The 25,082-nt window shown below is 34.5% G+C and carries 26 protein-coding genes, 1 pseudogene and 1 riboswitch; of the genes and pseudogenes, 21 read left to right on the top strand and 6 right to left on the bottom strand.

Annotated elements, in window-relative coordinates; translation table 11 throughout:
* The first annotated feature begins 59 nt into the window (after positions 1 to 59).
* The 4 genes and pseudogenes from BKP35_RS10360 to BKP35_RS10375 all read left to right on the top strand — a co-directional run bounded on the left by BKP35_RS10360 (position 60) and on the right by BKP35_RS10375 (position 5,470).
* Positions 60 to 1,472 carry a sigma-54 interaction domain-containing protein gene (locus BKP35_RS10360; RefSeq protein WP_245741937.1) on the top strand — a complete coding sequence of 471 codons (1,413 nt, stop codon included), beginning with the start codon at positions 60 to 62 and terminating at the stop codon, positions 1,470 to 1,472.
* Positions 1,473 to 1,801: 329 nt separating this feature from the next.
* Positions 1,802 to 2,827, top strand: a pseudogene (gene kamA / locus BKP35_RS10365) (lysine 2,3-aminomutase); the annotation flags it as partial.
* A 67-nt stretch (positions 2,828 to 2,894) separates the two neighbouring features.
* The gene (locus BKP35_RS10370; protein ID WP_071313264.1) at positions 2,895 to 4,472 is read left to right on the top strand and encodes a recombinase family protein; all 1,578 of its coding nucleotides are present in this window, start codon (positions 2,895 to 2,897) and stop codon (positions 4,470 to 4,472) included.
* Positions 4,473 to 4,654: 182 nt separating this feature from the next.
* Positions 4,655 to 5,470 (top strand): hypothetical protein, encoded by an 816-nt coding sequence (locus BKP35_RS10375; protein WP_071313265.1) that lies wholly within the window; start codon positions 4,655 to 4,657, stop codon positions 5,468 to 5,470.
* Between the two features lie 109 nt (positions 5,471 to 5,579).
* Here the strand turns inward: BKP35_RS10375 and BKP35_RS10380 are convergent, their stop codons facing one another.
* Positions 5,580 to 6,578, bottom strand: a complete 999-nt coding sequence (locus BKP35_RS10380) for a hypothetical protein (protein ID WP_071313266.1) — start codon at positions 6,576 to 6,578, stop codon at positions 5,580 to 5,582.
* A gap of 624 nt (positions 6,579 to 7,202) precedes the next feature.
* On the opposite strand from BKP35_RS10380, the gene BKP35_RS10385 reads away from it, so the two are divergent.
* The 6 genes from BKP35_RS10385 to BKP35_RS10415 all read left to right on the top strand — a co-directional run bounded on the left by BKP35_RS10385 (position 7,203) and on the right by BKP35_RS10415 (position 12,125).
* Complete coding sequence (locus BKP35_RS10385; RefSeq protein ID WP_071313267.1) at positions 7,203 to 7,529, top strand: hypothetical protein; 327 nt, start codon at positions 7,203 to 7,205, stop codon at positions 7,527 to 7,529.
* 1,985 nt (positions 7,530 to 9,514) lie between these two features.
* Entirely contained in the window at positions 9,515 to 9,775 is a 261-nt protein-coding gene (locus tag BKP35_RS10395; RefSeq protein ID WP_071313269.1) for a helix-turn-helix transcriptional regulator, read from the top strand.
* Positions 9,772 to 10,188: a hypothetical protein gene (locus tag BKP35_RS10400; protein ID WP_071313270.1), complete on the top strand. Its 417-nt coding sequence runs from the start codon at positions 9,772 to 9,774 to the stop codon at positions 10,186 to 10,188. Before BKP35_RS10395 ends, BKP35_RS10400 begins: the two co-directional genes overlap by 4 nt.
* Positions 10,185 to 10,652: a phBC6A51 family helix-turn-helix protein gene (locus tag BKP35_RS10405; RefSeq protein WP_071313271.1), complete on the top strand. Its 468-nt coding sequence runs from the start codon at positions 10,185 to 10,187 to the stop codon at positions 10,650 to 10,652. The genes BKP35_RS10400 and BKP35_RS10405 overlap by 4 nt, the downstream gene beginning before the upstream one ends.
* A 44-nt stretch (positions 10,653 to 10,696) precedes the next feature.
* On the top strand, positions 10,697 to 11,308 hold the full coding sequence (locus tag BKP35_RS10410; protein ID WP_071313272.1) for a hypothetical protein: 612 nt from the start codon (positions 10,697 to 10,699) through the stop codon (positions 11,306 to 11,308).
* Between the two features lie 88 nt (positions 11,309 to 11,396).
* Positions 11,397 to 12,125, top strand: a complete 729-nt coding sequence (locus tag BKP35_RS10415; protein ID WP_071313273.1) for a hypothetical protein — start codon at positions 11,397 to 11,399, stop codon at positions 12,123 to 12,125.
* A gap of 93 nt (positions 12,126 to 12,218) precedes the next feature.
* On the opposite strand, the gene BKP35_RS10420 is transcribed toward BKP35_RS10415, so the two are convergent.
* The 3 genes from BKP35_RS10420 to BKP35_RS10430 are packed head-to-tail and all read right to left on the bottom strand — an operon-like array spanning position 12,219 to position 13,462.
* The gene (locus tag BKP35_RS10420; RefSeq protein ID WP_139192840.1) at positions 12,219 to 12,605 is read right to left on the bottom strand and encodes a hypothetical protein; all 387 of its coding nucleotides are present in this window, start codon (positions 12,603 to 12,605) and stop codon (positions 12,219 to 12,221) included.
* A gap of 28 nt (positions 12,606 to 12,633) precedes the next feature.
* On the bottom strand, positions 12,634 to 13,038 hold the full coding sequence (locus tag BKP35_RS10425) for a hypothetical protein (protein ID WP_071313275.1): 405 nt from the start codon (positions 13,036 to 13,038) through the stop codon (positions 12,634 to 12,636).
* Positions 13,031 to 13,462 (bottom strand): hypothetical protein, encoded by a 432-nt coding sequence (locus BKP35_RS10430; RefSeq protein WP_071313276.1) that lies wholly within the window; start codon positions 13,460 to 13,462, stop codon positions 13,031 to 13,033. The genes BKP35_RS10425 and BKP35_RS10430 overlap by 8 nt, the downstream gene beginning before the upstream one ends.
* Before the next feature lie 528 nt (positions 13,463 to 13,990).
* On the opposite strand from BKP35_RS10430, the gene BKP35_RS10435 reads away from it, so the two are divergent.
* The 10 genes from BKP35_RS10435 (at position 13,991) to BKP35_RS10475 (ending at position 21,255) form a co-directional block, all read left to right on the top strand.
* On the top strand, positions 13,991 to 14,647 hold the full coding sequence (locus tag BKP35_RS10435) for a SprT-like domain-containing protein (protein WP_071313277.1): 657 nt from the start codon (positions 13,991 to 13,993) through the stop codon (positions 14,645 to 14,647).
* Between the two features lie 217 nt (positions 14,648 to 14,864).
* Positions 14,865 to 15,032 carry a hypothetical protein gene (locus BKP35_RS19555; RefSeq protein WP_169819200.1) on the top strand — a complete coding sequence of 56 codons (168 nt, stop codon included), beginning with the start codon at positions 14,865 to 14,867 and terminating at the stop codon, positions 15,030 to 15,032.
* 323 nt (positions 15,033 to 15,355) lie between these two features.
* Positions 15,356 to 15,589 (top strand): hypothetical protein, encoded by a 234-nt coding sequence (locus BKP35_RS10440; protein ID WP_071313278.1) that lies wholly within the window; start codon positions 15,356 to 15,358, stop codon positions 15,587 to 15,589.
* Positions 15,590 to 15,634: 45 nt separating this feature from the next.
* Entirely contained in the window at positions 15,635 to 16,072 is a 438-nt protein-coding gene (locus tag BKP35_RS10445; protein ID WP_337959640.1) for a lysine 2,3-aminomutase, read from the top strand.
* The gene (locus BKP35_RS10450) at positions 16,073 to 16,336 is read left to right on the top strand and encodes a YokU family protein (RefSeq protein WP_071313279.1); all 264 of its coding nucleotides are present in this window, start codon (positions 16,073 to 16,075) and stop codon (positions 16,334 to 16,336) included. It abuts the gene before it with no gap.
* 49 nt (positions 16,337 to 16,385) lie between these two features.
* Positions 16,386 to 17,744 (top strand): aspartate aminotransferase family protein, encoded by a 1,359-nt coding sequence (locus BKP35_RS10455; RefSeq protein ID WP_071313280.1) that lies wholly within the window; start codon positions 16,386 to 16,388, stop codon positions 17,742 to 17,744.
* A gap of 168 nt (positions 17,745 to 17,912) precedes the next feature.
* Positions 17,913 to 18,587: a CoA transferase subunit A gene (locus tag BKP35_RS10460; protein WP_071313281.1), complete on the top strand. Its 675-nt coding sequence runs from the start codon at positions 17,913 to 17,915 to the stop codon at positions 18,585 to 18,587.
* Positions 18,572 to 19,231, top strand: coding sequence for a 3-oxoacid CoA-transferase subunit B (locus tag BKP35_RS10465; RefSeq protein ID WP_071313282.1), 660 nt, complete (start codon positions 18,572 to 18,574; stop codon positions 19,229 to 19,231). Before BKP35_RS10460 ends, BKP35_RS10465 begins: the two co-directional genes overlap by 16 nt.
* Before the next feature lie 237 nt (positions 19,232 to 19,468).
* Complete coding sequence (locus BKP35_RS10470) at positions 19,469 to 20,749, top strand: peptidase (protein WP_071313283.1); 1,281 nt, start codon at positions 19,469 to 19,471, stop codon at positions 20,747 to 20,749.
* 167 nt (positions 20,750 to 20,916) lie between these two features.
* Entirely contained in the window at positions 20,917 to 21,255 is a 339-nt protein-coding gene (locus BKP35_RS10475) for an ASCH domain-containing protein (RefSeq protein WP_071313284.1), read from the top strand.
* A gap of 660 nt (positions 21,256 to 21,915) precedes the next feature.
* On the opposite strand, the gene dapA is transcribed toward BKP35_RS10475, so the two are convergent.
* Positions 21,916 to 22,803, bottom strand: a complete 888-nt coding sequence (gene dapA, locus BKP35_RS10480; protein ID WP_071313285.1) for a 4-hydroxy-tetrahydrodipicolinate synthase — start codon at positions 22,801 to 22,803, stop codon at positions 21,916 to 21,918.
* A gap of 173 nt (positions 22,804 to 22,976) precedes the next feature.
* A riboswitch (Lysine riboswitch) is annotated at positions 22,977 to 23,159 on the bottom strand.
* A 387-nt stretch (positions 23,160 to 23,546) separates the two neighbouring features.
* Between dapA and BKP35_RS10485 the strand changes: the two genes are divergently transcribed.
* A complete protein-coding gene (locus BKP35_RS10485) occupies positions 23,547 to 24,656 on the top strand; it encodes an HD-GYP domain-containing protein (RefSeq protein ID WP_071313286.1) in 1,110 nt (369 codons plus the stop codon).
* Here BKP35_RS10485 and BKP35_RS10490 read toward each other — a convergent pair.
* On the bottom strand, positions 24,651 to 25,082 hold a 432-nt coding region (locus BKP35_RS10490), incomplete at its 5' end, for a glycosyltransferase (protein ID WP_139192841.1). The genes BKP35_RS10485 and BKP35_RS10490 overlap by 6 nt on opposite strands.

Here is a 25,082-nt window from a genome sequence, read left to right on the forward strand (position 1 = left end):
TAATAAAGAGTCCTAGCCAAAATAGCTTTAAATAAACATGGCAAGGAGAGTGATGCGATTTGCGGTGGTCTGCACATTTTGAAGCGATTTTAAACATGGTCAATGTCGGTGTTCATGTCGTTGATAAACAGGGGATGACGGTTTATTATAATGAAACGATGGCGATTATTGACGGACTAGAACAAAATCATGTCATCGGCAAAACGATTTTTCAACTTTATCCTTCACTTACTGTAGAAACGAGTACGATAAACTTAGCGTTAAAAAAAGGGATCGAAACGGTCGAAGTAATGCAAACATATGTAAATATGAAAGGAAAACATATCACGACGATTAATAGTACTTATCCTTTGTATGAAGACGGTGAGATTATTGGAGCGGTAGAAACCGCCAAAGATATTACGCGGGTCGTTCGAATGTATGATCAGACACTTGAATTGCGGAAACAGCTTTTTGATACGAAGAAAAAAGAACGGATTTCTCCAAGTACAGCGGTCTATCATTTTTCTGATTTAATTGGGGATAGCACAAATTTTCGGCACGCGATAGCTATTGCAAAAAAAGCTGCGCGAACGACATCCCCAGTTTTAATATACGGAGCTACTGGAACAGGGAAGGAGTTAGTTGCCCAAAGCATTCATAATGCAAGTAGTCGCCGTCCCCAACCGTTCATCGCCTTGAACTGTGCAGCCGTTCCGAAAGAATTAATGGAAGGGCTAATGTTCGGAACGACGAAGGGGGCATTCACGGGGGCCGTTGACAAGCAAGGGATTTTTGAACAAGCGAACGGAGGCACGCTCTTTTTAGATGAATTAAATAGCCTCGACTTGTTATTACAAGCAAAATTACTGCGCGTCTTGCAAGACCGAAAAATAAGAAGGATCGGCGGAAAAACAGAAAAAGAAATGGATGTTCGGATTATTACTGCGATGAACATACCTCCAGAACAAGCATTGCAACAAAAGGTTTTACGCTCCGATCTTTATTTTCGCCTAAATGTATTGCATATTGAACTACCAACCCTCAAGGAACGGAAAGCAGATATACCGATACTCGTAGAGCATTTCATAAGAAAGTTTAATGATACATTTATGACGAATGTAAAAAACATCAGTGATGATGCCCTCCAACATTTACTGCAGTATGATTGGCCAGGGAACATCCGTGAATTAAGCCATGCAATCGAAAGAGCATTCAATATTATCGACTATCATTACGAAACAATTGAAAAAGATCACCTACCAACAAGTGTTTCTGAACGATCTCACTTTCCTCAAGTTGAAGGTCCAACAAGGTTTATAGCGACAACTGCAAATATGTCCTTACCCCATTTAATAGAAAAATTTGAACGTGATACGATTATCCGAGTTTTTAACGAATGCAACAGAAATATTAGTAAAACAGCTAATGCGTTGGGGGTCAAACGCCAAGCGCTGCAATATAAATTGCATAAATATCAAATTCGGAAATAACGCAAAAAAACTGGCACCGCTGAAAAATTATTTGCTGCCAGTTTTTTTGCGTTTTTATAAATGAATAGATAGGACAAGTCTTAACTAGCCCGTTTTTTGTGTGAAAATTAAAGTCGAGTTGTCCAAAAGACCAATTTCTCTTTAAAAAAACTATTTTTATAACCAGTATCTTGTTAACTTCTAAGTTTATTCCTAAAACCCAAAAATATTATTCAATATTTTTTCCATTTTTTAAAAGTTGGTATCGATTTTGCATTTATATTAGTAAATTCTTTTACAGCGTATTAAAGAAGCTCATAACAAAATCTTTCCAACAGAGGTGAAGCTACATGAACACAGAGAGCGGAAAATTAAGACGTCATTACAAAGAAATCGAACTATGGAAAGATGTTCCTGAAGAGAAGTGGAACGATTGGATGTGGCAACTGACGAATACAATCCGAACGTTAGATGATTTGAAGAAAGTCGTCAACTTAACCCCGGACGAAGAAGAAGGAGTCAGGATTTCAACAAAAACAATTCCCTTAAATATTACACCTTATTATGCTTCATTAATGAATCCTGATGATCCACGTTGTCCGATCCGTATGCAGTCCGTACCATTATCGGCAGAAATTCATAAAACGAAGTACGACTTAGAAGATCCGTTACACGAAGATGAAGACTCCCCGGTTCCAGGTCTTACACACCGCTATCCAGATCGAGTGTTATTTTTAGTAACGAACCAATGTTCGATGTACTGTCGATATTGCACAAGGCGCCGTTTTTCAGGCCAAGTCGGAATGGGTGTTCCGAAAAAACAATTAGATGTAGCGATCGAATATATTCGCCAAACGCCAGAAATTCGCGATGTACTCATTTCTGGAGGAGACGGACTTCTCATTAACGACACGATTTTAGAATATATTTTGAAAAATTTGCGCGCGATCCCACACGTGGAAATCATTCGCATCGGCACGAGAGCGCCGGTCGTATTTCCACAACGAATTACCGAAAACCTTTGTAATATTTTAAAGAAATATCATCCCGTCTGGTTAAACACGCATTTTAATCATTCTTTAGAACTAACTGATGAAGCGAAAAAAGCGTGCGATATGTTATCAATGGTAGGAGTACCTCTTGGTAACCAGGCAGTTATTTTAGCTGGGATCAATGACAGTACGCAAATTATGAAAAAGTTAATGCACGACTTAGTGAAAGCCCGTATTCGCCCTTACTACATTTACCAATGTGACTTATCAGAAGGGATCGGCCATTTCCGGGCACCAATCTCAAAAGGGTTAGAAATTATCGAAGGACTGCGCGGGCACACTTCAGGCTATGCCGTACCTACTACATTTTTTATTGTATGTGCTTAATTATAATGTTAAAATAAATACATAGATTAGTAATGTTTATTTACTTGAAGGGATGAATACAACAATGAATACAACAATGATTTCAAAAGGTATTAAACATGTTGCTATGTATTTAAGAATTTCACAAGAAAAGAAATCTGAAGGAATTGAAACACTAACAAACCACCGTAATCTTTTATCAGATTATGCAAAGAATAATGGTTACACATATGAAGCATTTGAAGAAGTATTATCAGGTGGTGCTTCTGAAATTGAAAAACGTCCACAATTACAAAAGTTGTTGGGTAGTATAGAGAAGTATGATGCAATTTTAGTGGTTGAATTATCACGTTTATCAAGGAACGGTTTAATATCTGAAACTGTTTTACAATACTGTAAAGACTATGATAAACCAATTGTAACACCGGAAAAGGTCTTTGATTTAGCAAATAATGATAATGATGTTTTAACGTTTCGTTTTGGTTCTTTAATTGCATCACAAGAACACTCGCTAATAGGAAAACGTTCAAAGAACAATAAAATACAAATGGCAAAGCAAGGATTACATGTTTCAGGAAGTGTCCCTATGGGTTATAGAAGGAACCCAAAAACTAAAAGGCTTGAAATATATGAACCTGAAGCAAAAACAATTAAGTATATCTTTAAACTGCATGCTAAAGGTTTAGGTGCTTTCCGTATCCGTGACATCTTAAATGAAGAAGGTTATAAATCAGCAACTGGTAAACATTTTTCACTACCTTCAGTAAGAAGAATTATTAAAAATGAAACTTATAAAGGTACACTAATTTTTAATGATAGAAAACGAATTAAAAAGAATGGTAAGTTTACACATGAAATAGTAGATACGATTAGAGTTGAAAACGTCCATCCATCAATAGTTTCACCTGAAGAATGGGATGCAGTGAATAAAGATAGAAAAGAACGTGCTGAAAAATCAGCAATTACAAGAGAAAAACCAGCAATTAAATCAGGAGTAACAATGTTAAAAGATTTAGTTTTTTGTTCTGTTTGTGGTAGTAAGATGTTTATAAGAAAAGATAATAAATCAGGTACTGGTTACACTTTAAAGAAATGCGAGTATCTACTTGATAACGGTGAAAAATGTTGTAATGCCGGAATAAAATTGAATTTTATAGAAAAAGGGTTTATTGAAAAAGTGCAAAATTATAAAACAGAACTGGAATCATTACTAGTAAAACTTGATGCTGAAGATACCACACAAATTAAGGAAGGACACCATCAACGATTATTACAAATAGAAAAACGTATTAAAGAAATTGAACCACAACAAAAGGAACTGTTAAATTTAGCACTAGCTGGTATATACACACATGATGAAATAAGAGAAAAAAAACAAGAATTAACAGATTTATTAACCAGTTTAAATAACCAACGTGAAACAGTTTTAAAGCAAATAAGTTCTGTATCAATTGAAGATGAGAAAAGTAAAATACAAGATATTATTAAAACGATTGATAAGATTGAACAAATAGAAGATGTAGAAGGAATAAATGCTGAACTAAAGACAATTATTAAAAAGGTACATTATGAACGTGTGATACCTGAAGAACTATTAAAAAAATCAACACAAAATCCTGAAAGAAAATATTATCCTTTTCTAATTAGGATTGAATATTATTAAATATGTACCCTTTCCACTGTATGCAGTTATTACGGTGTGAAAGGGTATTTAAATTGGTTATAGTTAATTAAGCGAATATGAAATAATCTGAAGCAACTACACGGAATTCCCCCCCCCCCAATTAACTGTTCATAATTTTTTTGGTATAATTATCCTATAAAAATTAAAGGGGATAATGCCAAATGAGTGATAAAAAATATTATTCTGAAAGAAATAATATAAGGGAACGTGAAAGATACAATGAAAAGGATTTAAGTGAATTATTTGTTCAAACTTACTATGAATTAAGTGATAAAAAAATGTTTGAAGAACTTATTGGGTACACTGATACTTGGGGAAATAGAATAAAAGGAAAAATTGCTGGTAGCTTTGATACTTTTGTTTTTAAGAGAATTGGCAAAAGGGATTTAGTTCCCATAGATGATGAAATTTTTTATCGTGAAGATGATGTTTTTGATTTAATGGAACTATTTTATGACTACGTTTCTCAACCAGTAAAAATACAACCAATTAGAGAATACGATAAAGAAGCTGGTAAAAACGAATTTAGAAAAGAAATGAATACCATATTAAATAATTATGGTAAAGGGTTTGAACTTAGTGTTCAAGGATACATAAGAGAAATAATTGATACTGGATTAGAGAAAGTAGTAGATGAAAAACACGAGTTTGTTAATGACGATGATTCTGAAAAACGTATAGAAGATGCGAAGAAGAAATTTTTTCATTACAAAGCTGATGAAGCAGACAAAAGAGGTGCAATCTTAGAAGTCGGTGCAGTTCTTGAAAAACTTAAAAAAACGGGTAAGTTAGGATTTAATAAAAAAGACGAAAATGATTTATTTGAAGTTCTAAATAACTTTTCTTTAAGACATAATAGACCTGACCAAAAACCAAATTATGATAAAGGAATTTTTTATCCTTGGTTGTTTTTCAATTTACTTTCAGCAGTAGACGCAAGTCTAAAATTACAAAAGAGAAAAGCTGTCATCTTCTGAAAGACAAAATAAAAAGCACCTGATGCATTGCTGAAAATAGATTCTAAATAATCCATAATCAACACTGTATCAGGTGCAAAGAAAAAAGAAGAATGATTTGGCATTTTATTTATTGTGGAAGTTTTATTAAATCCTTCAATTCAATCTTCATTCCTTTTCTACCAGCAATTCGTTTTGCAGTATCAAAGAATGTAACCATTAAAGATGCTTCAGGCATTTTATTTTGTCGCCACACTACAAAAGGATTTACTGTAATATGTGTATTCTTTGAAGTGGTATTAAAACTGAATACTGGAAGTTCCTTCAGTTCAACTTTCAGCATTTTACGTTTTAAATCATTGGAACGGTTGAAACCTAAACTTGAAGCTAGTTCATCAATCGTTAATGGTTCACATTCTGAAAATGGTTTATTAGGAAATTTACAAAGTACATTAGTTTCATAGTGTACGAAAGGAAGCACCATAAAAACGGTGTAAAGTTGTTTAGATGAATTTACTGGTTTACCATTTGCTTTTTTAGCTTGGTACAGTTCCTGAATCTGTTTGTCATATGTTTTAATGAATCGTTCAGATTCAACACTATTACCTTTTGTAACCTTACCTTTAAAATGATATGCTTCAGACCACTTAAAACCAATACCAGCTTCAGTTGGTACTTCTTCTATAATTTCAGCAACAAGTAATTTAGTATAGAAACTGTAAAACTTCTTTTTATTGGATATTTCAAGTAGTTCCTTCAACTGTTTTTTATTGATAGGTTCACCATTTGCAACAACTAACATACTTCCTTTATCCGAATAGTTTACAAAAGTTCCTAAATACATAATCCTTGCTTTTTCATCATCTGTAAATCTTTCATCTTCATGTAATTCTGAAACCTTATTGATATATGTGAAAGTGAAACCTTCAGCAATTTCATCAAATAAATCTTTTCTATGTTTTCTATCAAAATATTCCTTTCTGCTATCATCAAGTTTCTTAGAATGTATGTTTACTTGTGTTTCATCTGATACCATCAATTTATTCCCCAAATTTTCACCAGTATCAGCATCAACTAAATTTCTTCTTTCAATATACTTATCAGGATTATCAAACTTGTTGTTGTTCACCTTTCATCATTCCCCTTCTTCTTGGTGTGTTTTGCTTACATACCTTAAACAGTTTTTGATGTTGATTCAGACAATTTAAAGGTGTTCACATATAGGGGATTTCAAAAGGAACAAAAGTAAGACGCTGCGAAAAAAAGTAACCAAAATATCATGCGAAAAATGTTACCCAAACACCCCAAAAAATGCGAAAAATGTTACCCCATAGTAACAAGTCTTTAACCCATGATACATAAGGGATTGTGGCACTTTTGGAAAACGTTGCCCTTCTTATTCTTTATCAACTATTTTTAAAGATGGATGAGTACTGAATATTAATAATCAAGTTCAAAAGAAAAATTCTAAACATAGGGGAAGAAAACCACTTCCCCAAATAAAAGAAAAATCTTAAATGATTTAAAAGAAACGCTGAAAAAGGTGGGGGAATTATTCAGTGTTATTATTTTCAGGATTATCTTTATTTTTAATCTTGGAAGGGGTGATTTTCCCCTTCCTTGCTGAAGTGAGTTTACGAACGAAGCAATAAGAACGGTTTACCAGTTAAAGATACAGTTTTGATATGTCTGTTTTTCCTTTCAATGTTGTTTAAGGATTGTAAGACATCATAAAAGGAAGGGGAAAAACAGGATGGAACAGTTAAGTAAAATTGATGTTGAAATTGCAACTTGTGCAATCATGAAACACTTCAAACAAAGATACAAAAGAGAATTTAAGTTTGAATATGATTTAAAACAAGGGGATGAATTACGAATTAATGAAATGATTTACCGTTGGGGTTATAAACGTGCAATGATTGCTTGTTTAGGTGCAATTTATTTCTATAAGAAAAAGTGGAAGTCTGATAAATTCAAGTGGTTATCTATTAATCAGGTATTTACTTTCATAGGGGAAGGAGTGCTGGAAATGTACGATAATAAAGAATATAAACCTAAAATACCAAAAGTAATATTTTAATTTACTGTAAAGCACTAGTATCAGTGAGTGGTACTGGTGCTTTTTATTATGTGTTTGTCCTTTCAGTAAATACATATGTGGCTATTGTGTGAACTGGTAAAGGTACTGAAGGGGTTCAATTTTACCAGCGTTCAAGGTTCGGGTTTGAAAATTAAAATAGGTGGTGTCAAGTTTTTTTCTTTACACTTAATCCTTCATACAATTATTATTTCAGTTGGTACTGGTGTTATCATTCAAGTAATACAATTAAGAACTGAAAAGGGTTTATATCAATCTGAAGTGGTTGCCCTAATTGCATCAATAACAGTTCAATTATTTCTGAATTATAGAGTGATTTGACAAAACTATTAAATTATGTATCAAGTTCAAACGTTGGTTATGAAAATACGAATTTGACAAACTGATAAAACTGTGTTGCGGTTTAAATTAGTACTGATTTGACAAGTTCCCAAAACTATGTATTATAACCCTTTTGAAATTTTCAATTTATTCATTTTGCACCTATGCAACACTAAAATTTAGATTGTTCCATAGGCTGAAAAGGTTGATATTACAGTAATGCATGAAATCTTGTATATTGGATGAAAACACGTAAAAAAACAACTGCTAAGAAAAGGCTTTAAATCAACAATCCTACAATATTGACAAATTATATCTTTACGCAAAAAGATTATTTTACGTAATAATGATGTATTTAGTATTCAGGGTTATACAAAAAGTACATGTTCCTTATAGGAATACGAAATATTAAAGGTATGTGGTGTTTATTATCCTTGATGAATCAGTTATAAAAATTCGTGTTCCATTTCAAATAGTTCATTTTTAAGTTCGTGTTCCATATTTTTAATAGTCTTGGTACATCTACTTTTAATCGGTGGGGTGGTATCTTCTTTTTAAAGTTGGGGGTGCTTTATTTTAAAGCTGGTAGTGGTTATTTTAAATAAGGTGTACAGTGATTTATTCAGCAATACCTTCACCAGCTTCTTTAAAGGGTGTGCAGTGTAATTTTAAAAGGGGTGTATATCCTTCTTATTTGCTTTACCAGCGTTATTTTAAAAGGGTGGGGGTTTTGTATTTCAAATGAATTTAAAGGGGGATATGAAGCACTGGAACGGTAACAAGGTGATTGTTTTTAATTGAATTGTATGTTGAATATTAATGTTCAAAATCAAATTGAAAGAATGAAAAAAGAATTAAAAAGTTTGTTTAAAAGATTGATTGAAAATTAATATTCAAAAACAAATACATAAAAGAGTGAAGTTGTCAAATAGGGGGTGCAAGGGGGAAGGGGGTGTTAATTCTGTGGGGTTTAGGGTTATAAAATATACAACACAATTTTTACCTTCTTGAATTTCAGCACCAACAACAACTGGTTCAACTGCAACTGAATTAAATGCAACTTCTTAATCCACGTTTTGTTTTCAGTTCCTTACAAAGATAAGCAAACGCACCTTTTACTTCACCTTCAGGTTGTTCAACATCTTCAGGAACTAACACGTGAAGCACGTTTTACTAAAAGTGAAATAACTTCACCTTCAACAACTGCATCTTCTTCAGGTTCAACTGCATCAATAACTAACTGCACACTTTACTGTAATAAAGTACAGAATCTGAAACTGGTACTGTACCAATTTTTTATACTTAACAAGATTCTATATTAAACTATATCCAATAAATAAATAATTGAATTGCTGAAGATATTCAGAAATTGAAACTGGTAAATGTACAGTAATAAATTTACAAAATTTTTTTACATCAAAACATTTTTATTCTCTTTTTGTGTCTTACATTCAGTGGTTTTTAAGTACCCTATATATGACAAGTTATAGCTTGTCGAAAATAATCTTCTTTTTAATAGTTTGGTTAAATTGGGAATTCGTAAAAGGAATCAGGGTGTGGGGTGTTGGTCTAGTACCAGCACCTTTACTTTTTATGTTTACTATTCTCTTTTTGAGAAATAAAAAATACTTTAAGGGGTGCTGAAAATGGATTTACAACTTATGAAACATGTACGACAAATTGCAGAATTAACACAAGAAGAACTTGCTGAAAAAGTGGGTGTGCATAGAACGTTAATAAATAAAATTGAAACTGGTGCTGTTCCAGTTCAAGATGCAACACTACAAAAGATTAAACGTGCTTTTAATGATGCTGGTATTACTGATGCTGATATTGAATTACTTGCTAGTGTATTTGCTAGTAAAAACATGAAATCAGTTCGTAAAGATTGGGGTGCTGGTAGATGATTACATCGGTTATTAAAAATTTACTGTACATTGAAAGAAGCGTTAAACAAGGCACTTTAAAAGAAAACCAACCAATGTTGGTATTACTCGCAACTGAATCACATGAAGAAGTAACTGGTGCTACTTTTCAGATTGAAGTGAACACTGGAAGGTATCGTTTGCATCATGAAGTTTTGAAGAATGTCGGTAAACAAGGAAAATATAAAACATTATCAGCATTAGAAGAATTGATTTATTTACTAGGAAGCAAGAAGCCAAATGAAGCTAGGATATTAGTATTAATTGAACGGTTACTTACTACTGATTTAAACACAAATGAACTTCGTGATAAGGCAAGGAATTACTATCCAAATACAACTGGAAAATATAAAGCTATTATTAAATCTGAAATGTTAAGGATGTGGGGGAAATGAGTAAAGCAGATAGTTTATTAGAAACAATTACAGTTCCACAAAAGTTATCAGAACAACAAGTGAAACTTGCAAGGCAGTATGTAAAAGCATCTATGCAAGAAGGGTTTACAGTAGCTGAATTTTGCAAATCAAATTCAATCAGCACTGCCAGTTGGTATTCGTGGATGAATGATGAACCAGCATTTAAACACTATTTGAACCAATTACAAGATGCAGTTATTCCTTCAGATGAGAAACTCGCATTTCAGAAAATTAAACAACACATCTTGAAGATTGCAGAAAAGCAAAATCCAAGTATTAAAGAAATTGAACTATTTACAGATACTTTTTCATATGTGGTTGAAGCTGATAAACGTGAACGATTGGAAGCGTTAGGAATATCGGAAAAGGGAAGTCCAAACAGTAATGATTTTAGAACATTAGAAGAAAGAAAAAATGCATTATTATCAAGGTTAAACGATTAAAGTAATTTATTATTAATAAACAAAAATAAAAGGGTGGTTATATTATGAGTAAAGTATTAAAGGATATGGAGAAATTCAAAAAACAAGTTGAACAGATTCATGCAAGTTTTGAAGAAGCTAAACAACGTGCTGAAGCTGAAATAACTGATTTAAAAGTACAGATTAATGAAATGGAATCTAATACACATGAATTGTATAAATCGTTTGTACTTGGTGAAATATCCAGTGATGCATATGAAGCTGAAAAGGCTGAACTGGACAAGCTGAAGAAACAACTTCAGGCAAGTGAAAAGAAGGTTGCTGATATTGATGTACTGAAGATTGAAGAACTGCAACGAGTTCATCATGAAAACAAATCATTAGTATCAAAGTACACAAAAGAAAAAGAAGCAATTGTTGCTGAACAACGTGCAAAGATTATTGAACTGAAGCACATGTATTTACTTGCAGTTTCAAAGGAAGCTGAAGCGATTAAGGATGTTCAAAAGTATCAGCATTTTCTTGGTGAACTTGCAGTTGATTGTAATTATAAGGATTACAGTTATGAACGTTTACATGATGCAACTGTATTAAAAGGCAGTAGCTTTAATGGTAAAGTTGAAGGTGCTGAAGTGAGTTTTTCAGAAATTGAATCAGCTTTTAAAAGAAATGTTTAACTTGAATATAAATAATCAAAAGCACTGTTAGGAACATAATCTTGATGGTGCTTTTTTATTTGTCCAAATATAAGGGGGGAAGGTTTAAATGAAACTAGTAAAAAAGTGGTTTAATAAATTGTTTTCAATTAATGTACCTGAAGAAGTTTCAGAACCAACAAAAGAAACACCAGTAAAACCGTCTATATTGCTTCATATGGAACAGTTAAAGGATGAACTTAAAACTGTATCAACTGCTTATGATAACCAGCTACAAGCAAAAGAGAAGCAATTGAAGAAGCTTCAGTTTCAGCATGAAAAATTATATAGTCAATACGCTGATAAATTTAAACAATATCGAATGAAAAACCTTACAGCATCAAAAGTTGAAGAAGCCAAAATAAAGATGCAACCTTTACAAAATGAAATTACAGAACTCACTGAAGAAATTCATTTAATCAATGGCTTTAAACGTGATAATATTTTGAAATTGAATAATAATATTCAAGAATTAAGTGATGATTATGTTGAAGCAATTGCAAATGAAATCAATAAAACCAATAATGAATTACTAGATTTAAAGTTACAGTATCTTGAAAAGGTGAAGCTGTACAAGGAACTGTACAATTCGAGTGCTGAAATTGATGCAACATTAACACAATCATTTAATCAGTATGGAATTAACTATAAACCGATTATTACAAGCAAGGTTAAAGAAGCAACTGAAGCTGGTGGTGCATCATTTGTAATAGAAACGAGTGAAGTTACTGGTGTTCTTGCTGGGGGTTCAGTTCCATATTATTTACTAAAGAAGGTGCAAGAAATTAAAAAACAGTAATACAAAAGCCTTCACCAATTCCTGAAGTTAATGAAATCGGTGAAGGATGTTTTTTTGTAATTTAGTAGTATATATATATATATATGTTTCACCCTACCAATTCCATGTACCATCTTCATTCCATCTTTCTGATGGATGCTTCCAAAATCCTAGATTTTCAAGAACGAAACTTATAAAAGTTTGACGGCTAACAACAAGTTCGTTATATGTACAAGTAGAATCCATCTCGTAACCTAATTTTCTAGCTTCTCCTATCGTAGTAACAAAGCCTTTTCCACTATCAAATAATTCTTTTTCATAAGTTTCATTTAAACAAAATGGTGCAATATAATTCTCATATTCCAAATCACCAATTACTAAAACATGTTCTGGTGCGTGATAAATAGTGTCACTTAATCCAGTATAAATTAAAACAAAAAAGATAATTGCACCTAGACTTGTTAAAAGAACAAATAACTTTTCTTTTATCTTTTTCAACATAATTCCCCCAAATTTTTTAAAAGCAATATTAAAAGTTAGTTCCTTTTTTCTCAAGGTTAGCTTTTAATATTTGTATTTCAGATTCAACCATTAAATCAATTTTTGCATTTATATACGGACTTCTTTTCAATAAAGTTTTAATAAAAAAGTAAGCTAGGACTAAGTTACAAAAAACGCTTCCTAATAATAAGGTAAAAAACATTGGTATACTTGCGAATGGGTAAAAAGCAGGTATGTACAATAATAATGAAATAAATGTGATAACCTTATATTCTTTGGTTCTTGGTATGTTTATTCCAGCACCCCCAATTATATTTTTCACATCGTATTCAACTATACCGTATATCTTGTTAATTGAACTTGAAATGAAAACCAAAAATAATTTCAGTGTAAAAATAAACCAAAATAATCCTGAATCAATAAACTCAAACATCTTTCATCCTCCTATTTTCATATTTATTTTTAACAATTCTTTCAACATCAATAACTAATTCTTCAGAATTCTGATTCGCCGTAGTACTAAATCTACAATTAACACATTGGAACTTTACCTTCCTAGTAAACTTAGTTTTTGTTTCTTTAAGTTCTGTTTTACAAGTAGGACATCTCGGTGTAGTATCGATTACAATATTACTCAAAGTAATTGTATTGATATTAAGCTTTTCAAATGCATCATATCTGGGGTACTTAACATGCCAAATCACATTAAAAAGATGAAATTCGCCTAATTCGTAAGTGCCATACTCTGCACCTATAAAACTTTTATTATACTTTACATTTTTTTTATGAAATAACTTAATAACCTTTATTAATAAAGATATAAAAAGATTAAAAGAATCAAGAAGTCCTTTTACCACAAGATTCACCAACTATTAAAAAAATTTATAATTTTATATAAATATTATTACATAATTTCTACATTTTGGGAACATGATGATATATATTTCCTATAAAACTTTAATTCTTAGTTACTTGTATAATTAAATACATCTGGTTGAATGAAGTAGAAAAGGAACTCAAAAAAGGATTTGGATACAAATACAAATATTAGCACCAGTTTTTTTATAAAATAATTTCAGTTTCATGTGTCTGTTTTTCGTGGTGAATTTGTTAAAGGTGTGTAAGGTTAGGAACGGTGAACATCATAACCTTGCATGAAATCTTTGTAACACTTCAGCCAATGTTACATTTATTCGTTTCTTTACAAACGCTTTTCAATGTGTGGGTATTTCCTTTTCAGGTGTTGGTATTTTACCAGCACCATTTTTTTTTATGTCGATTATTGAAAATTAATATTCAACTTTATGTTTACAAATGATTATGAATGATTTAATATATTCATTAGTTAGTTATTGAAAATTAATATTCAAAAAGGGTGATACATCATGACAACTAAAACAAAGAAAACACCGCAAACAAACTTACAACCAGCAATTACTGAACTTCATAAGATATATAAGAAAGCAAATGAAATCCTTTTTAATAATGAACTTCCTGAAGATGTTGTTATTACAATTCAATCACGTGGTAAGCGTAAAGGAACACTTGGATGGATGTACACTAAACCAGTTTGGGAAGCTGGTGAAGATAAAGAACTATATGAAATTAACATTGCTAGTGAAGCATTAAAACGTGATTATTTTGAAATCATTACAACGTTAATTCATGAAATGGTTCATGTATGGAATGCAGTAGGAGAAGTAAAAGATACTTCACGTGGTAACAGTTATCACAATAAACGATTCCTTGCTTCAGCAATTGAAGCTGGTATGGAATACACACACGAAAGACCACATGAAAAAATCGGATATAGTGCAGTAACTTTAACAAAGGAAACTCAAAATAAAATTAAATTTTGGGGAATAAATAAAGAAGCATTTGCAGTATCAAGAAAAGATTTAAACGCTGGTGGGCAAGCTAAAAAGAAAAGTAATATCATCAAGTGGTGTTGTCCTTCATGTGATTTAATCATGCGTTCCAGCAAACCAAACGTTAATGTAAAATGTATTGATTGTGATGAACAGTTACAACAAGCTGAATAATAAACTGGAAGGTGCTATTATCAGCACCTTCTTTTTTTTATGTCTGTATGCAATTGTTTACAAACAATTACTTTCTAATACATTAGTAAACTCGAAATAAATTAATTGATGGTGGAACACTATAAAAAAAAATTAAAAAAGTTGGTCTGTTTTTGGTGGTGGTTTTGTTTAAGGGGTGTAACAAACAAAAAACCATTAGAGAAGGGGATGATTGAAAATGAATAAGAAGATGAAACAAGAACAAAGGAATAAACGTGAAGAAGAATTACAACATGATGTATCTGCTGAAAATAAAGAATTTATTGCAAGGCTGATGAAAATAGTAGAACAACATGAATCAAGGGTTTTGAAACAACATGAAGAAGAATCAACAAAGAAAAAGTAAATAAAACATTCTGAAGAAGTTGGTGCTGATATGATGCACCAACTTTTTTTATGTCTGTAATGTACATAATTTAAACATGAACTTGATGATGGTACACCAAACAAAAGTTAATTGCACTGTATGCTTCACTAGCAACACCAGTAATATAGTAATTCGTGAAGTTAAACCTAATTTTATTTAGTACCTATCTAATATACGTTATAACGTTCATATACCAAACTTATTAAAAATTAATTGTAAAACATGTAAAACATTTGTCTGAAATTGTTCTCCGACTTGTTTAAGGAGTGTAAAACATTCCAAACAACAAGGAGAAATTTCACATGGACAAAATAAACGTACAAACTAACAAGAATATAAATGAAGTAATCACTAATGAAGGTGGTGCTTCTATGAAAGATAATAAAAAGAAAGATAGTACAGAATCTAAAAACATCACTGAACCGCCTTGTACAGTAATTGAAGTAAATAAACCAAACCTTGAAAATATGGCAAAATCTTTTACGAGATTATACCACCATGTAAAATCAAAACAACCTGAACTACTGGATGATTAATTCCAGTGGTTCTTTTTTTATAGATAAACCCTTATTTAACAAAGGTTGATTATACTTTATTTAAAAAACATAGTACCGACATTTGTCGTTGACGCGCCTGGTGGCGGTGGAAAAATAGCACTTCAACCGAATTATATGATTTCGCAAAGTCCCCAAAAAGTTGTGCTTCGAAATTTTGAAGGAGTGATTACGTCTTATCCTGAACCGAAAGATTATGTAGCGGGGCAGGCTGACGATTATTTTAACGAAGTGTATGGCAAAAAAGAAGAAAAGTCTGTTGGGGTATCTGCTTTATTAAATGATGAAAAATTTAATCTCATCCCTGAAGGATTACGACGCTTAGAAAAACGGAACAACTATCAATCAGACGAAAGTCATTCTTCACTAAAGAACCAACGTGCGAAACGAGATCAAATGAAAGAAAAACTAATCAATGCGAAAAAAAGAAATAGTTCTTCTTCAGAAACGAAGGGGGATAAATAGATGAATTGTATGTGGTGTGATGCTCCTGGCGTTACGAAAACAAAAAAAGACTGTTATTGGATTATGCCTGATGGGAGGAGTGCGATTGAAATACTAAAAATCCCGGCATTCACGTGCAAAGCATGCGGTTCTTATTTAAGCGATGAGATGAACCACGAAATCGACATGGCCTTATACGCTCGTGAGCTGCCACAAAATGAAAAACAAATCACTTATCAACAGCTGATGAAATCCCCTTATAAAAATATATTTTCAATGGAATGAACGAATCGGCTCACTTATAAGCTTTTTATTGTAAAAGGAGGGATTAATAATGCAACAAAGCTATTTAATCAAACCAGTTTTAGACATTGAATATCCGACGATTGACTACGGCAAAGGCGTATACCTTTATGATAAAAATAATAAAGATTATATAGATGGATCATCAGGTGCCGTGACCGCAAGTGTTGGTCACGGTGTTACTGAAGTCATTAATGCGATGACAGAGCAGGCGAACAAAGTTTCGTTTGTGTATCGTTCTCAATTTACGAGTGAAGCAGCTGAAGGGCTCGCCAAAAAACTGAGCGAGATAACCCCGGGAGATTTAAACTGGTCATTTTTCGTGAATAGCGGTTCAGAAGCAACCGAAACGGCAATGAAAGTTGCGATTCAACATTGGCAAGAACAAGGAATTTATTCAAAAACGAAAGTCCTATCGCGCTGGATGAGTTATCACGGTATTACGTTAGGGGCGTTATCGATGTCTGGTCATGTCGCCCGTAGGGAGCGTTTCGTTGCTTTATTAGATGATTTACCGAGTGCAAGTGCTCCTTATTGTTACCGTTGTCCATTCGGGCAAACGCATCCTAGGTGCCAACTTTTATGCGCGAAAGAATTAGAAAGAGCGATCAAGCGAATTGGTAAAGACTCGATTGCTGCTTTTATTGCTGAACCGATCATCGGTGCGGCGGCCGGTGCCGTTGTTCCCCCTGAAGGTTATTATGCAGAAATCAAAGCGATTTGTGAGCGAAATAATATTTTATTTATTGCCGATGAAGTAATGACAGGGATGGGTAGAACTGGAAAAATGTTAGCGATCGAGCATTGGGGAGTTCAACCTGACATTGTGGCACTCGGAAAAGGGATGAGTGGGGGCTACACGCCAATTGCGGCTGCTTTAGTCAGTGATAAAGTGATGGAGCCGATTTTACAAGGGTCAAAAATGATCATGAGCGGACATACCTTTAGTGCAAATCCCCAATCTGCAGCTGCTTCGTTAGCGGTTTTAAATTATATCGAAAAACACCATTTAGTTGATCGATCAGAAAAAATCGGTAACTATTTACGAAAAGAATTGATCGAAGTTGCTAATCGAACTTCCATTATTGGAGATGTTCGCGGCAAAGGGCTTATGTTAGGTATAGAATTCGTCGAAAATAAAAATACAAAACAATCATTTGCTCCTCAAGTGAAAATCGCCAACCGAGTTATTAAAAAAGCGATGGAAAATGGGCTATTAGTTTATCCAGCCAATGCCGGAGACGAAGGCATCACAGGAGACGCAATATTGGTCGCTCCGCCGCTCGTCATTACGAAAGAAGAAATAGATGAACTTATATTTAGATTTAAAAAATCAATAGAAGAAGTGGAAAAAGATTTACTTCATGATGGCCAGTCATTCATTGCCTAAATTCGAAAGCCCAAATTTAGTAACGGTTCGATTAAGTGACCTATAATTCAAAGAAAGCTAGATAAAAATAAGCCGATGAAGTGAAGTTTTCACAAACGATGTAACGCAAACAGTCGTAGTTTGGCTTAATAAGGGCGAAGGGAAGTAGTGATGGGAGGGGGATGAACGATGAAAGTATGTACAGTCGATGAGGCACTTGATTTTATCAAAGATGGTACGACTTTAATGTACGGAGGCTTTGGTGGGGTAGGTAACCCACCAACTCTCATTGACGGAATGTTAAAAAAGCGAGTAACTAACCTTATTTTAATCGGCAATGATGCTGGGTTTCCGGACATCGGGATCGGCAAAATCATCAGTCAAGGTGGAGCAAAACGATTAATTGCCTCACATATTGGTTCCAATCCTGTAGCCGGACAATTAATGAGTGATGGAAAACTAGAAGTAGAGTTTTCGCCACAAGGAACGTTAGTTGAACGGATCCGTTCGGGTGGTATGGGACTAGGTGGTGTCCTTGTCGATGTTGGTATTGATAGTATCCTCGCTAAAAATAAAGAAACAGTAGAAATAGACGGGAAACGTTTTTTAATTGAGCCAGCATTGACCGCTGATGTAGCGATTGTGTATGCGAAAAAAGCGGATACGTACGGTAACTTAGTGTATGACAAAAGTGCTAGAAATACGAATCCATTAGTCGCAATGGCTGGCCAAGTAACGATAGCAGAAGTCGAAGAAATCGTTGAAGTAGGTGAACTTGACCCTGACGAAATCGTTACGCCAGGTGTTTTCATAGATAAAGTGATTAAAACACAAGGAGTCGATTGGAAATGGGTATGGGAATAAATGTTCGAGAACGGATTGCCAAACGCGCCGCTGCTGAAATTACAGACAGAATGACGGTCAACTTAGGGATCGGCATTCCAACATTAGTCGCAAATTACGTCCCTGATTCAATGAAGGTCATGTTTCATGCTGAAAACGGGATTTTAGGAACAGGCCCTAGCCCTGAAAATGGAGATGAGGATGCTAACCTGTGCAATGCGGGCGGGTTTCCAATTACCGTGATCCCTGGCGCATCTTATTTTGACAGTGCGACCGCTTTTGGAATTATTCGTCGAGGTTTAGTCGATGTAACGATTTTAGGTGCGCTAGAAGTAAGTGAGCGAGGCGACTTAGCCAATTGGATTATCCCGGGCAAGAAAGTTCCCGGTGTCGGAGGTGCGATCGAACTCGCGCAAAAATCAAAAAAAGTTATTGTCCTTATGAATCACATCAGCAAAAATGGAAGTCCGAAAATCTTAAAAACATGTAATCTACCACTAACCGCACCTCAATGTGTTGATCTTATTATTACGGATATGGCTGTTTTTGAAGTCGGTGCTAGAGGATTAGTGTTACTCGAAGTGATGGTCCCATATACGAAAGAAGATGTCGATAAATATACAGGCGCCGAGTTTGCTGTTTCTGAAAATTTGAAGACGATTTGAAGTGCGCGCATATGTAGTTTCGCTGATAAAGTAGCTGGTTTGGCAAATAACGGCTGCCATTTCGCTGATAAACGATCTGATTTGGCTGATAAGAGCAGATTTTCCGCTGATAAACTACTTAATTTCCTGTTAATCGCTATCTCTTTTCGCTGAACAATGAATAGTTGTTGAAATGAAGGATAAAATTTGTCAATTAATTATCTTTTTTAAGAAGAGCAACGTTAAAGGAGGGGAAAAATGACCACTTACAATGAAAAAATAAAGAATTGGCTCATACAAAATCGCGAAAATACGATTGACTTCCTACAAAAATTAATTAAGTTACCGAGCACCCAAGGTAATGAAGCACAAATTCAAGCAATAATCGCCGAAAAGTTGGAACAAATCGGACTTCAAGTAGAGCAATGGGAATTGGATGAAGAAGAGTTGCAAAAGCATCCGTATTTTTTCTCAAATCGTACTGATTTTTCAGATAGCCCTAACGTTGTCGGTATTTTAAAAGGGGAAGGGGATGGACCTTCCATTGTTTTAAATGGCCACGTTGATGTCGTACCTGCTGGTGACTTATCACAATGGAACGATGAACCATACCTCGGAAAAATCAAAGACGGAAAGATATACGGGAGAGGCACAACCGATATGAAAGGTGGGAACCTAGCTCTTTATTTAGCGATAGAGGCGATTAAAAATAGCGGCATAAAATTAAAGGGAGATGTTATTCTTCATAGTGTCGTAGAAGAAGAAAGTGGGGGTGCCGGAACATTAGCTGCCGTTCTTAAAGGATATAAAGCAGATGCAGCGATTATCCCCGAACCGAGCAACATGAAAATATTTCCGAAACAGCAAGGCTCAAAATGGTTTCGTATTCACGTCAAAGGACGCTCGGCTCACGGTGGCACGAGATATCACGGCGTTAGCGCCATTGAAAAAAGCGCGATTGTAGTAAAACATATTGAAGACTTAGAAACAGAGCGTAACGAACGAATTGACGATCCACTTTATGAAAAAATCCCGATCCCCGTCCCGATTAATATCGGAAAAATAGTAGGTGGGGATTGGCCATCATCTGTGGCCGACCTTGTTAAATTAGAAGGTCGCATCGGAATCGCACCGAATGAAAAAATTGAAGACGTACAAAAAGAATTGGATGACTGGTTAAAAAAACTATCGGATATTGATCCGTGGTTTAAAGATCACCCTGTACAACTTGAGTGGTACGGCGCCCAATGGGTTCCAGGATCTATCGACGAAACCCATCCTTTAATGAAAATATTAATCGAAAAGTTTGAGGATGTAGTAGGCACCGAACCAACCATCGAAGCTTCTCCTTGGGGCACAGATGGAGGACTACTTTCACAAGTAGGAAATACCCCTTCGATCGTCTTTGGACCGGGAATCTCGAGTATGGCGCATTTTCCGAACGAATACATTGAACTCGAAGATATTTTTATAACCGCTGAAATCATCGCCCTTACTGTCATTGAATGGTGTGAGGTTGCCGACAAAACTAACAAATGAAGCCGATGACACTACAAGAACAATATTGAACCCTAGATAAAGGAGGTTAACACAAAAAATGTGTAACCTCTTTTTTGGGGGATCGGCAGATGGAAAAATCCAAGTGTTTTTATACTATTTACACCTTGATAATGGTATAATACTAAAAAAGGGAAGAAGGTGCTACTATGTCTGAAGCGAATTTACCATCAAAAACATGTGAAATTGATAGGCTAGTCACTTTACCAAATGATATTAATAAAATTCTTGAAGGAAAGAAAACCGCTGTACGACGAAATGGAAGATATGCTGATGTAGGTGAAATTTTAGAGTTAAATGGAGTTTCGTTTAAGGTTGCCAACGTTTATCGACAAACACTTGGTGATTTAACCGATGAAATGGCGCAACAAGAAGGTTACGAAACACTAGAGGACTATAAAAATACGATTCTTTCACTTCATAAAGGAATGCCGTGGCTTGCGCATATGAGAGTTTGGGTGCATGAATTTAGCCGTGTAGAAGAATGATAAAAGGCCCTCAATAATAACCGTAACGGGGGTAGTATAGTGGTGCAATAACCCTTTACAAAACAAATCTCGCATGAATTTTCGAAAAGAAAATCACATGCGATTTTTTGTTTGTATGTTAGTGTTTGAGCAAATTTAGTGGGTACAGTAAGAAAAGTACGTCGAAGTGGACATCCAATCCCTTATTTGTGACAAAAGCAGTGTTTTTAAGAGGTTTGCGGACATACGTTCCGTTATTGATCAAAAAAGAAGCCGACTTCTTATGATTTTATGCAAATAGAGTACCTGATGTCCTCAAACCACTTTAAAATGCTACTATTTCTGAAAATAACGCACTCAATGTCCGCAAAAATAATGACGTGGAGTGGGGGGGAGGAGTATTGAAATGTAAACTTACTCATGCTTCTCAAAATCGTTCAAAAACCGCAAAAAAAAAAGAGGTTGGGCAAAACAAGTGTCAGACACTTTTGGCCCACCCTCTTTACTAAATGATAAGAAAGTATAAAAAGTTTTGGAAGCTGTCTAGCTTCACCGCCTAGCCCTTCGAGCGTTTCGATCCACCGATGTTTATCTACTCGTTGATGTATCTCAAGAGGAGATAAACCGTCGCTGGCTCTCCAACACTTTTCAGGGCTTACCAAGGCGCTTGCGCTTTTCTTATTACACAGCAGAATATAATTTTTTAGATTGGACCGCCGAGTATACTACCTCTGATTCTTCAATCGTTAATGGAACTAACGGTAGTCTAACTGAACCAACACTAATCCCTGTCATTTCTAAAGCTGCTTTGACAGGAGTAGGGTTAGGTGCAATAAACATTGTTTTCATGATTGGTAGCAATTCACGGTGAAGAGAAGCCGCATATTTCGGGTTGCCGTTTTGATATGCTGCAATCATGCTTTTCATTTCGTTACCAATGATATGTGAAGACACTGAAACGACTCCATGTCCACCGATCGCTAAAATCGGTAAAGTTAAACTATCATCACCACTATATAATAAAAAGTCATCTGGCGTATTATGAATAATATTGGCCATTGCTTCTAAATCTCCACTAGCTTCTTTCACACATACGATGTTGTCAATTTGAGCAAGACGGATAATTGTATCCTCAATCATATTGACCGCACTACGACCAGGGATATTGTAAAGCATCACCGGTAAATCCGTAGATTCAGCAATCGCTTTAAAGTGTTGATACATACCCTCTTGGTTTGGTTTGTTATAGTATGGAGTTACAAGCATTACTCCATCTACACCTGCAGATTTGGCAATTTCAGTTAGCTCAATTGATGCACGTGTACTATTTGTCCCAGTACCAGCGATTACTGGAATACGACCGTCAACGACTTCAACAACAAATTTAAATAAATCAGCTTTTTCGTTTGTAGTTAATGTTGGAGATTCTCCTGTCGTACCTGCTACCACAAGGCCGTCTGTACCGTTTGCAATTAAGTAGTTTACTAAAGATCTTGTCGCTTGGAAATCAACGTTTCCTTTTTCATCAAATGGAGTAACCATTGCCGTTAATAATTGTCCAAAATTCATGATAAAACACCTCTATTCAACAGATTTTGTTCGCCACAAATGGCGACTTAAGTTCTTGAATAGAGCTAAATCGCAGGATTAACCGCTTAAAAACTAAAAAGAGGATGGCCCAAAACAAGTGTCAGACACTTTGGGGCCACCCTCTAAGAATGATAGTCTTTACGGTCATTCTAGCGTGAGATAGCCCTCCATATAGTTTAAAAAACTATACGACAGTGCTACATTTATTAAATGTAGCCCCAACAACAAGCACATGAGTTACTCGTTGCTTCGGCAATACCCCCTTTTCAAACTTATCACAGGAGCTCATTCTCCTCAAAATTTGTACTAATGGTTATTGCGCCTCTAAACTCACTTCAAATAATATTGAAGTAAATAAAATATGAACTTTCGTCAACCTTAACAAATTATCCCTTCCATTTCAATAGTTTGAAGGAAAAAACTTATTTTCTCGAAATATTATTAAAAGATTTTTTAGCAATATCGTCAACACCTGGAGATGCTTTTCCAACTTTCTACTAAAGAACCAACTAAAAACTTTACATTTATTTTAATGAATTATTCATTACTTGATGTGGCTCGTTTTTGGTAATTATGAATTCACTCAATTATGAACAAATTTTTAAAAATAAATATATATACTTAATTTAAGAAGGGATTTACAATAAAGATGTCGAATTTTGTATTTTAACAGCAGATAAATTTTGTTTTTGATAGTATATTTTGGAAGAAAGGTGAACAAAATGCGTTTAATTACGTTAGATAAATGTGAGCCAGGGATTAAATTAGGAAAAACGATTTTCAATGAAAACGGCAACATATTACTCGCCGAAGGAACTGAATTATCAAGCGGCTTACTTAAACAATTAAAAAAGTACAAAATTTTTACCATATATGTTGAAGACGAAGAATCTGAAGGAATCGAAATCGTCGAAGCTATTCCACAAGAATTACGGACAGAAGCTGTAAATGTCATAACAGAGGGCTTAAATGATATTGCTAGTTTATCTGATTCTAAAGGAACGAAGTTAAGAGGCATGGTTAGAACCGAACGCGCGATCCGCAGTTTCAAAAAAATCTTCAAAGATATTTTAAGTTGTTTATCGGAAAACAAAGCAGCTCTCAATTTATTAGCGACAACGAAAGTTCATGACAACTACGTATACATGCACAGTGTCAATGTCACCATTTATTCATGTCAATTAGCGATTGCTAACGGACTTCCTTTAAAAAATATTGAAGAGATCGGCCTAGGGGCGATGCTCCATGATTTAGGGAAACTATACATCGCACCCGAAATCTTAAATAAGCCCGGTAAATTAACGAAAGAAGAATTTGAACAAGTGAAAGCTCATTCAGAGTTAGGTTTTGAGATTTTGAGAAAAATCCATGAAATACCACTAACTGTCGCTCACTGTGCATTTCAACATCACGAAAAAATAGATGGATCTGGTTATCCTCGAGGCTTAAAAGGAGACGAAATTCATAAATATTCTAAAATTATGGCTGTTGCTGACGTTTTTGATGCGGTAACAAGCCACAGAGTATACCGCCCGGCAATGTTACCACATACCGCTATTGAATTACTTTATGCTGGCAGTGGTACACATTTTGATAATAGGCAAGTTCAATTATTTAAGGATTGTGTCGCCATCTACCCACAAGGTGTAACGATTAAGTTAAATGACGGCAGAACTGGAATTGTTACAGAATATAATTTTAAAGCCGTCGGTCGTCCAATCGTCAGAATTATTAAAGACGAAAATGACCAAAAGATACCTCCTTACGAACTCGATTTATCAACAAGTGAAAATTTATCGATAGGAATTGCAAAAGCAGATGCTATTTTATAAGGTAGGCTCGTCATTTGGCGAGTCTTTTTCTTTCTCCATACGTTTTAAAATAATCGATACACAATCTTTTGCAGCATTCGGACGCTTTAATTTCCGCGCACTTTGTTTCATCCTTTCATAATATTTAGCTTCGTATAATACTCTTTCTAATAATAAAGGAATCGCCTCACTCATTTCTGCTTTAATCGCCGCTCCTTGATTTATTAAAACTTTAACGTTTTCCTCTTCATGACCGGGAACAGGGTTATAAATGATCAGTGGGACTTCACAAGCGAGCGCTTCTGATAAGGTGACACTACCTCCCTCTATAAATATTGATATACCAACGGTTTGAGCCGTTGGAGAAGTACCAAAAAAATATTTTTCGACACGACCTCTAACATTATTTTTATAATATGTGAAACTATGCCAATTGGTGGGTACGCT

Origin of the sequence: Anaerobacillus arseniciselenatis, assembly GCF_001865995.1 — a bacterium.
GTDB classification, from domain to species: Bacteria; Bacillota; Bacilli; order Bacillales; family Anaerobacillaceae; genus Anaerobacillus; species Anaerobacillus arseniciselenatis.

What these genes read in the sequence shown, in the direction of transcription:
- BKP35_RS10440 (WP_071313278.1), top strand. Translation starts at nt 15,356, where the DNA reads ATGGACAAAATAAACGTACAAACTAACAAGAATATAAATGAAGTAATC.
- BKP35_RS10375 (WP_071313265.1), top strand. Translation starts at nt 4,655, where the DNA reads ATGAGTGATAAAAAATATTATTCTGAAAGAAATAATATAAGGGAACGT.
- BKP35_RS10395 (WP_071313269.1), top strand. Translation starts at nt 9,515, where the DNA reads ATGGATTTACAACTTATGAAACATGTACGACAAATTGCAGAATTAACA.
- BKP35_RS10465 (WP_071313282.1), top strand. Translation starts at nt 18,572, where the DNA reads ATGGGTATGGGAATAAATGTTCGAGAACGGATTGCCAAACGCGCCGCT.
- BKP35_RS10450 (WP_071313279.1), top strand. Translation starts at nt 16,073, where the DNA reads ATGAATTGTATGTGGTGTGATGCTCCTGGCGTTACGAAAACAAAAAAA.
- BKP35_RS10385 (WP_071313267.1), top strand. Translation starts at nt 7,203, where the DNA reads ATGGAACAGTTAAGTAAAATTGATGTTGAAATTGCAACTTGTGCAATC.
- BKP35_RS10470 (WP_071313283.1), top strand. Translation starts at nt 19,469, where the DNA reads ATGACCACTTACAATGAAAAAATAAAGAATTGGCTCATACAAAATCGC.
- BKP35_RS10420 (WP_139192840.1), bottom strand. Translation starts at nt 12,605, where the DNA reads ATGTTGAAAAAGATAAAAGAAAAGTTATTTGTTCTTTTAACAAGTCTA.
- BKP35_RS10405 (WP_071313271.1), top strand. Translation starts at nt 10,185, where the DNA reads ATGAGTAAAGCAGATAGTTTATTAGAAACAATTACAGTTCCACAAAAG.
- BKP35_RS10485 (WP_071313286.1), top strand. Translation starts at nt 23,547, where the DNA reads ATGCGTTTAATTACGTTAGATAAATGTGAGCCAGGGATTAAATTAGGA.
- BKP35_RS10435 (WP_071313277.1), top strand. Translation starts at nt 13,991, where the DNA reads ATGACAACTAAAACAAAGAAAACACCGCAAACAAACTTACAACCAGCA.
- BKP35_RS10415 (WP_071313273.1), top strand. Translation starts at nt 11,397, where the DNA reads ATGAAACTAGTAAAAAAGTGGTTTAATAAATTGTTTTCAATTAATGTA.
- BKP35_RS10410 (WP_071313272.1), top strand. Translation starts at nt 10,697, where the DNA reads ATGAGTAAAGTATTAAAGGATATGGAGAAATTCAAAAAACAAGTTGAA.
- BKP35_RS10460 (WP_071313281.1), top strand. Translation starts at nt 17,913, where the DNA reads ATGAAAGTATGTACAGTCGATGAGGCACTTGATTTTATCAAAGATGGT.
- BKP35_RS10455 (WP_071313280.1), top strand. Translation starts at nt 16,386, where the DNA reads ATGCAACAAAGCTATTTAATCAAACCAGTTTTAGACATTGAATATCCG.
- BKP35_RS10400 (WP_071313270.1), top strand. Translation starts at nt 9,772, where the DNA reads ATGATTACATCGGTTATTAAAAATTTACTGTACATTGAAAGAAGCGTT.
- BKP35_RS10475 (WP_071313284.1), top strand. Translation starts at nt 20,917, where the DNA reads ATGTCTGAAGCGAATTTACCATCAAAAACATGTGAAATTGATAGGCTA.
- BKP35_RS19555 (WP_169819200.1), top strand. Translation starts at nt 14,865, where the DNA reads ATGAATAAGAAGATGAAACAAGAACAAAGGAATAAACGTGAAGAAGAA.
- BKP35_RS10370 (WP_071313264.1), top strand. Translation starts at nt 2,895, where the DNA reads ATGAATACAACAATGATTTCAAAAGGTATTAAACATGTTGCTATGTAT.
- BKP35_RS10425 (WP_071313275.1), bottom strand. Translation starts at nt 13,038, where the DNA reads ATGTTTGAGTTTATTGATTCAGGATTATTTTGGTTTATTTTTACACTG.
- dapA (WP_071313285.1), bottom strand. Translation starts at nt 22,803, where the DNA reads ATGAATTTTGGACAATTATTAACGGCAATGGTTACTCCATTTGATGAA.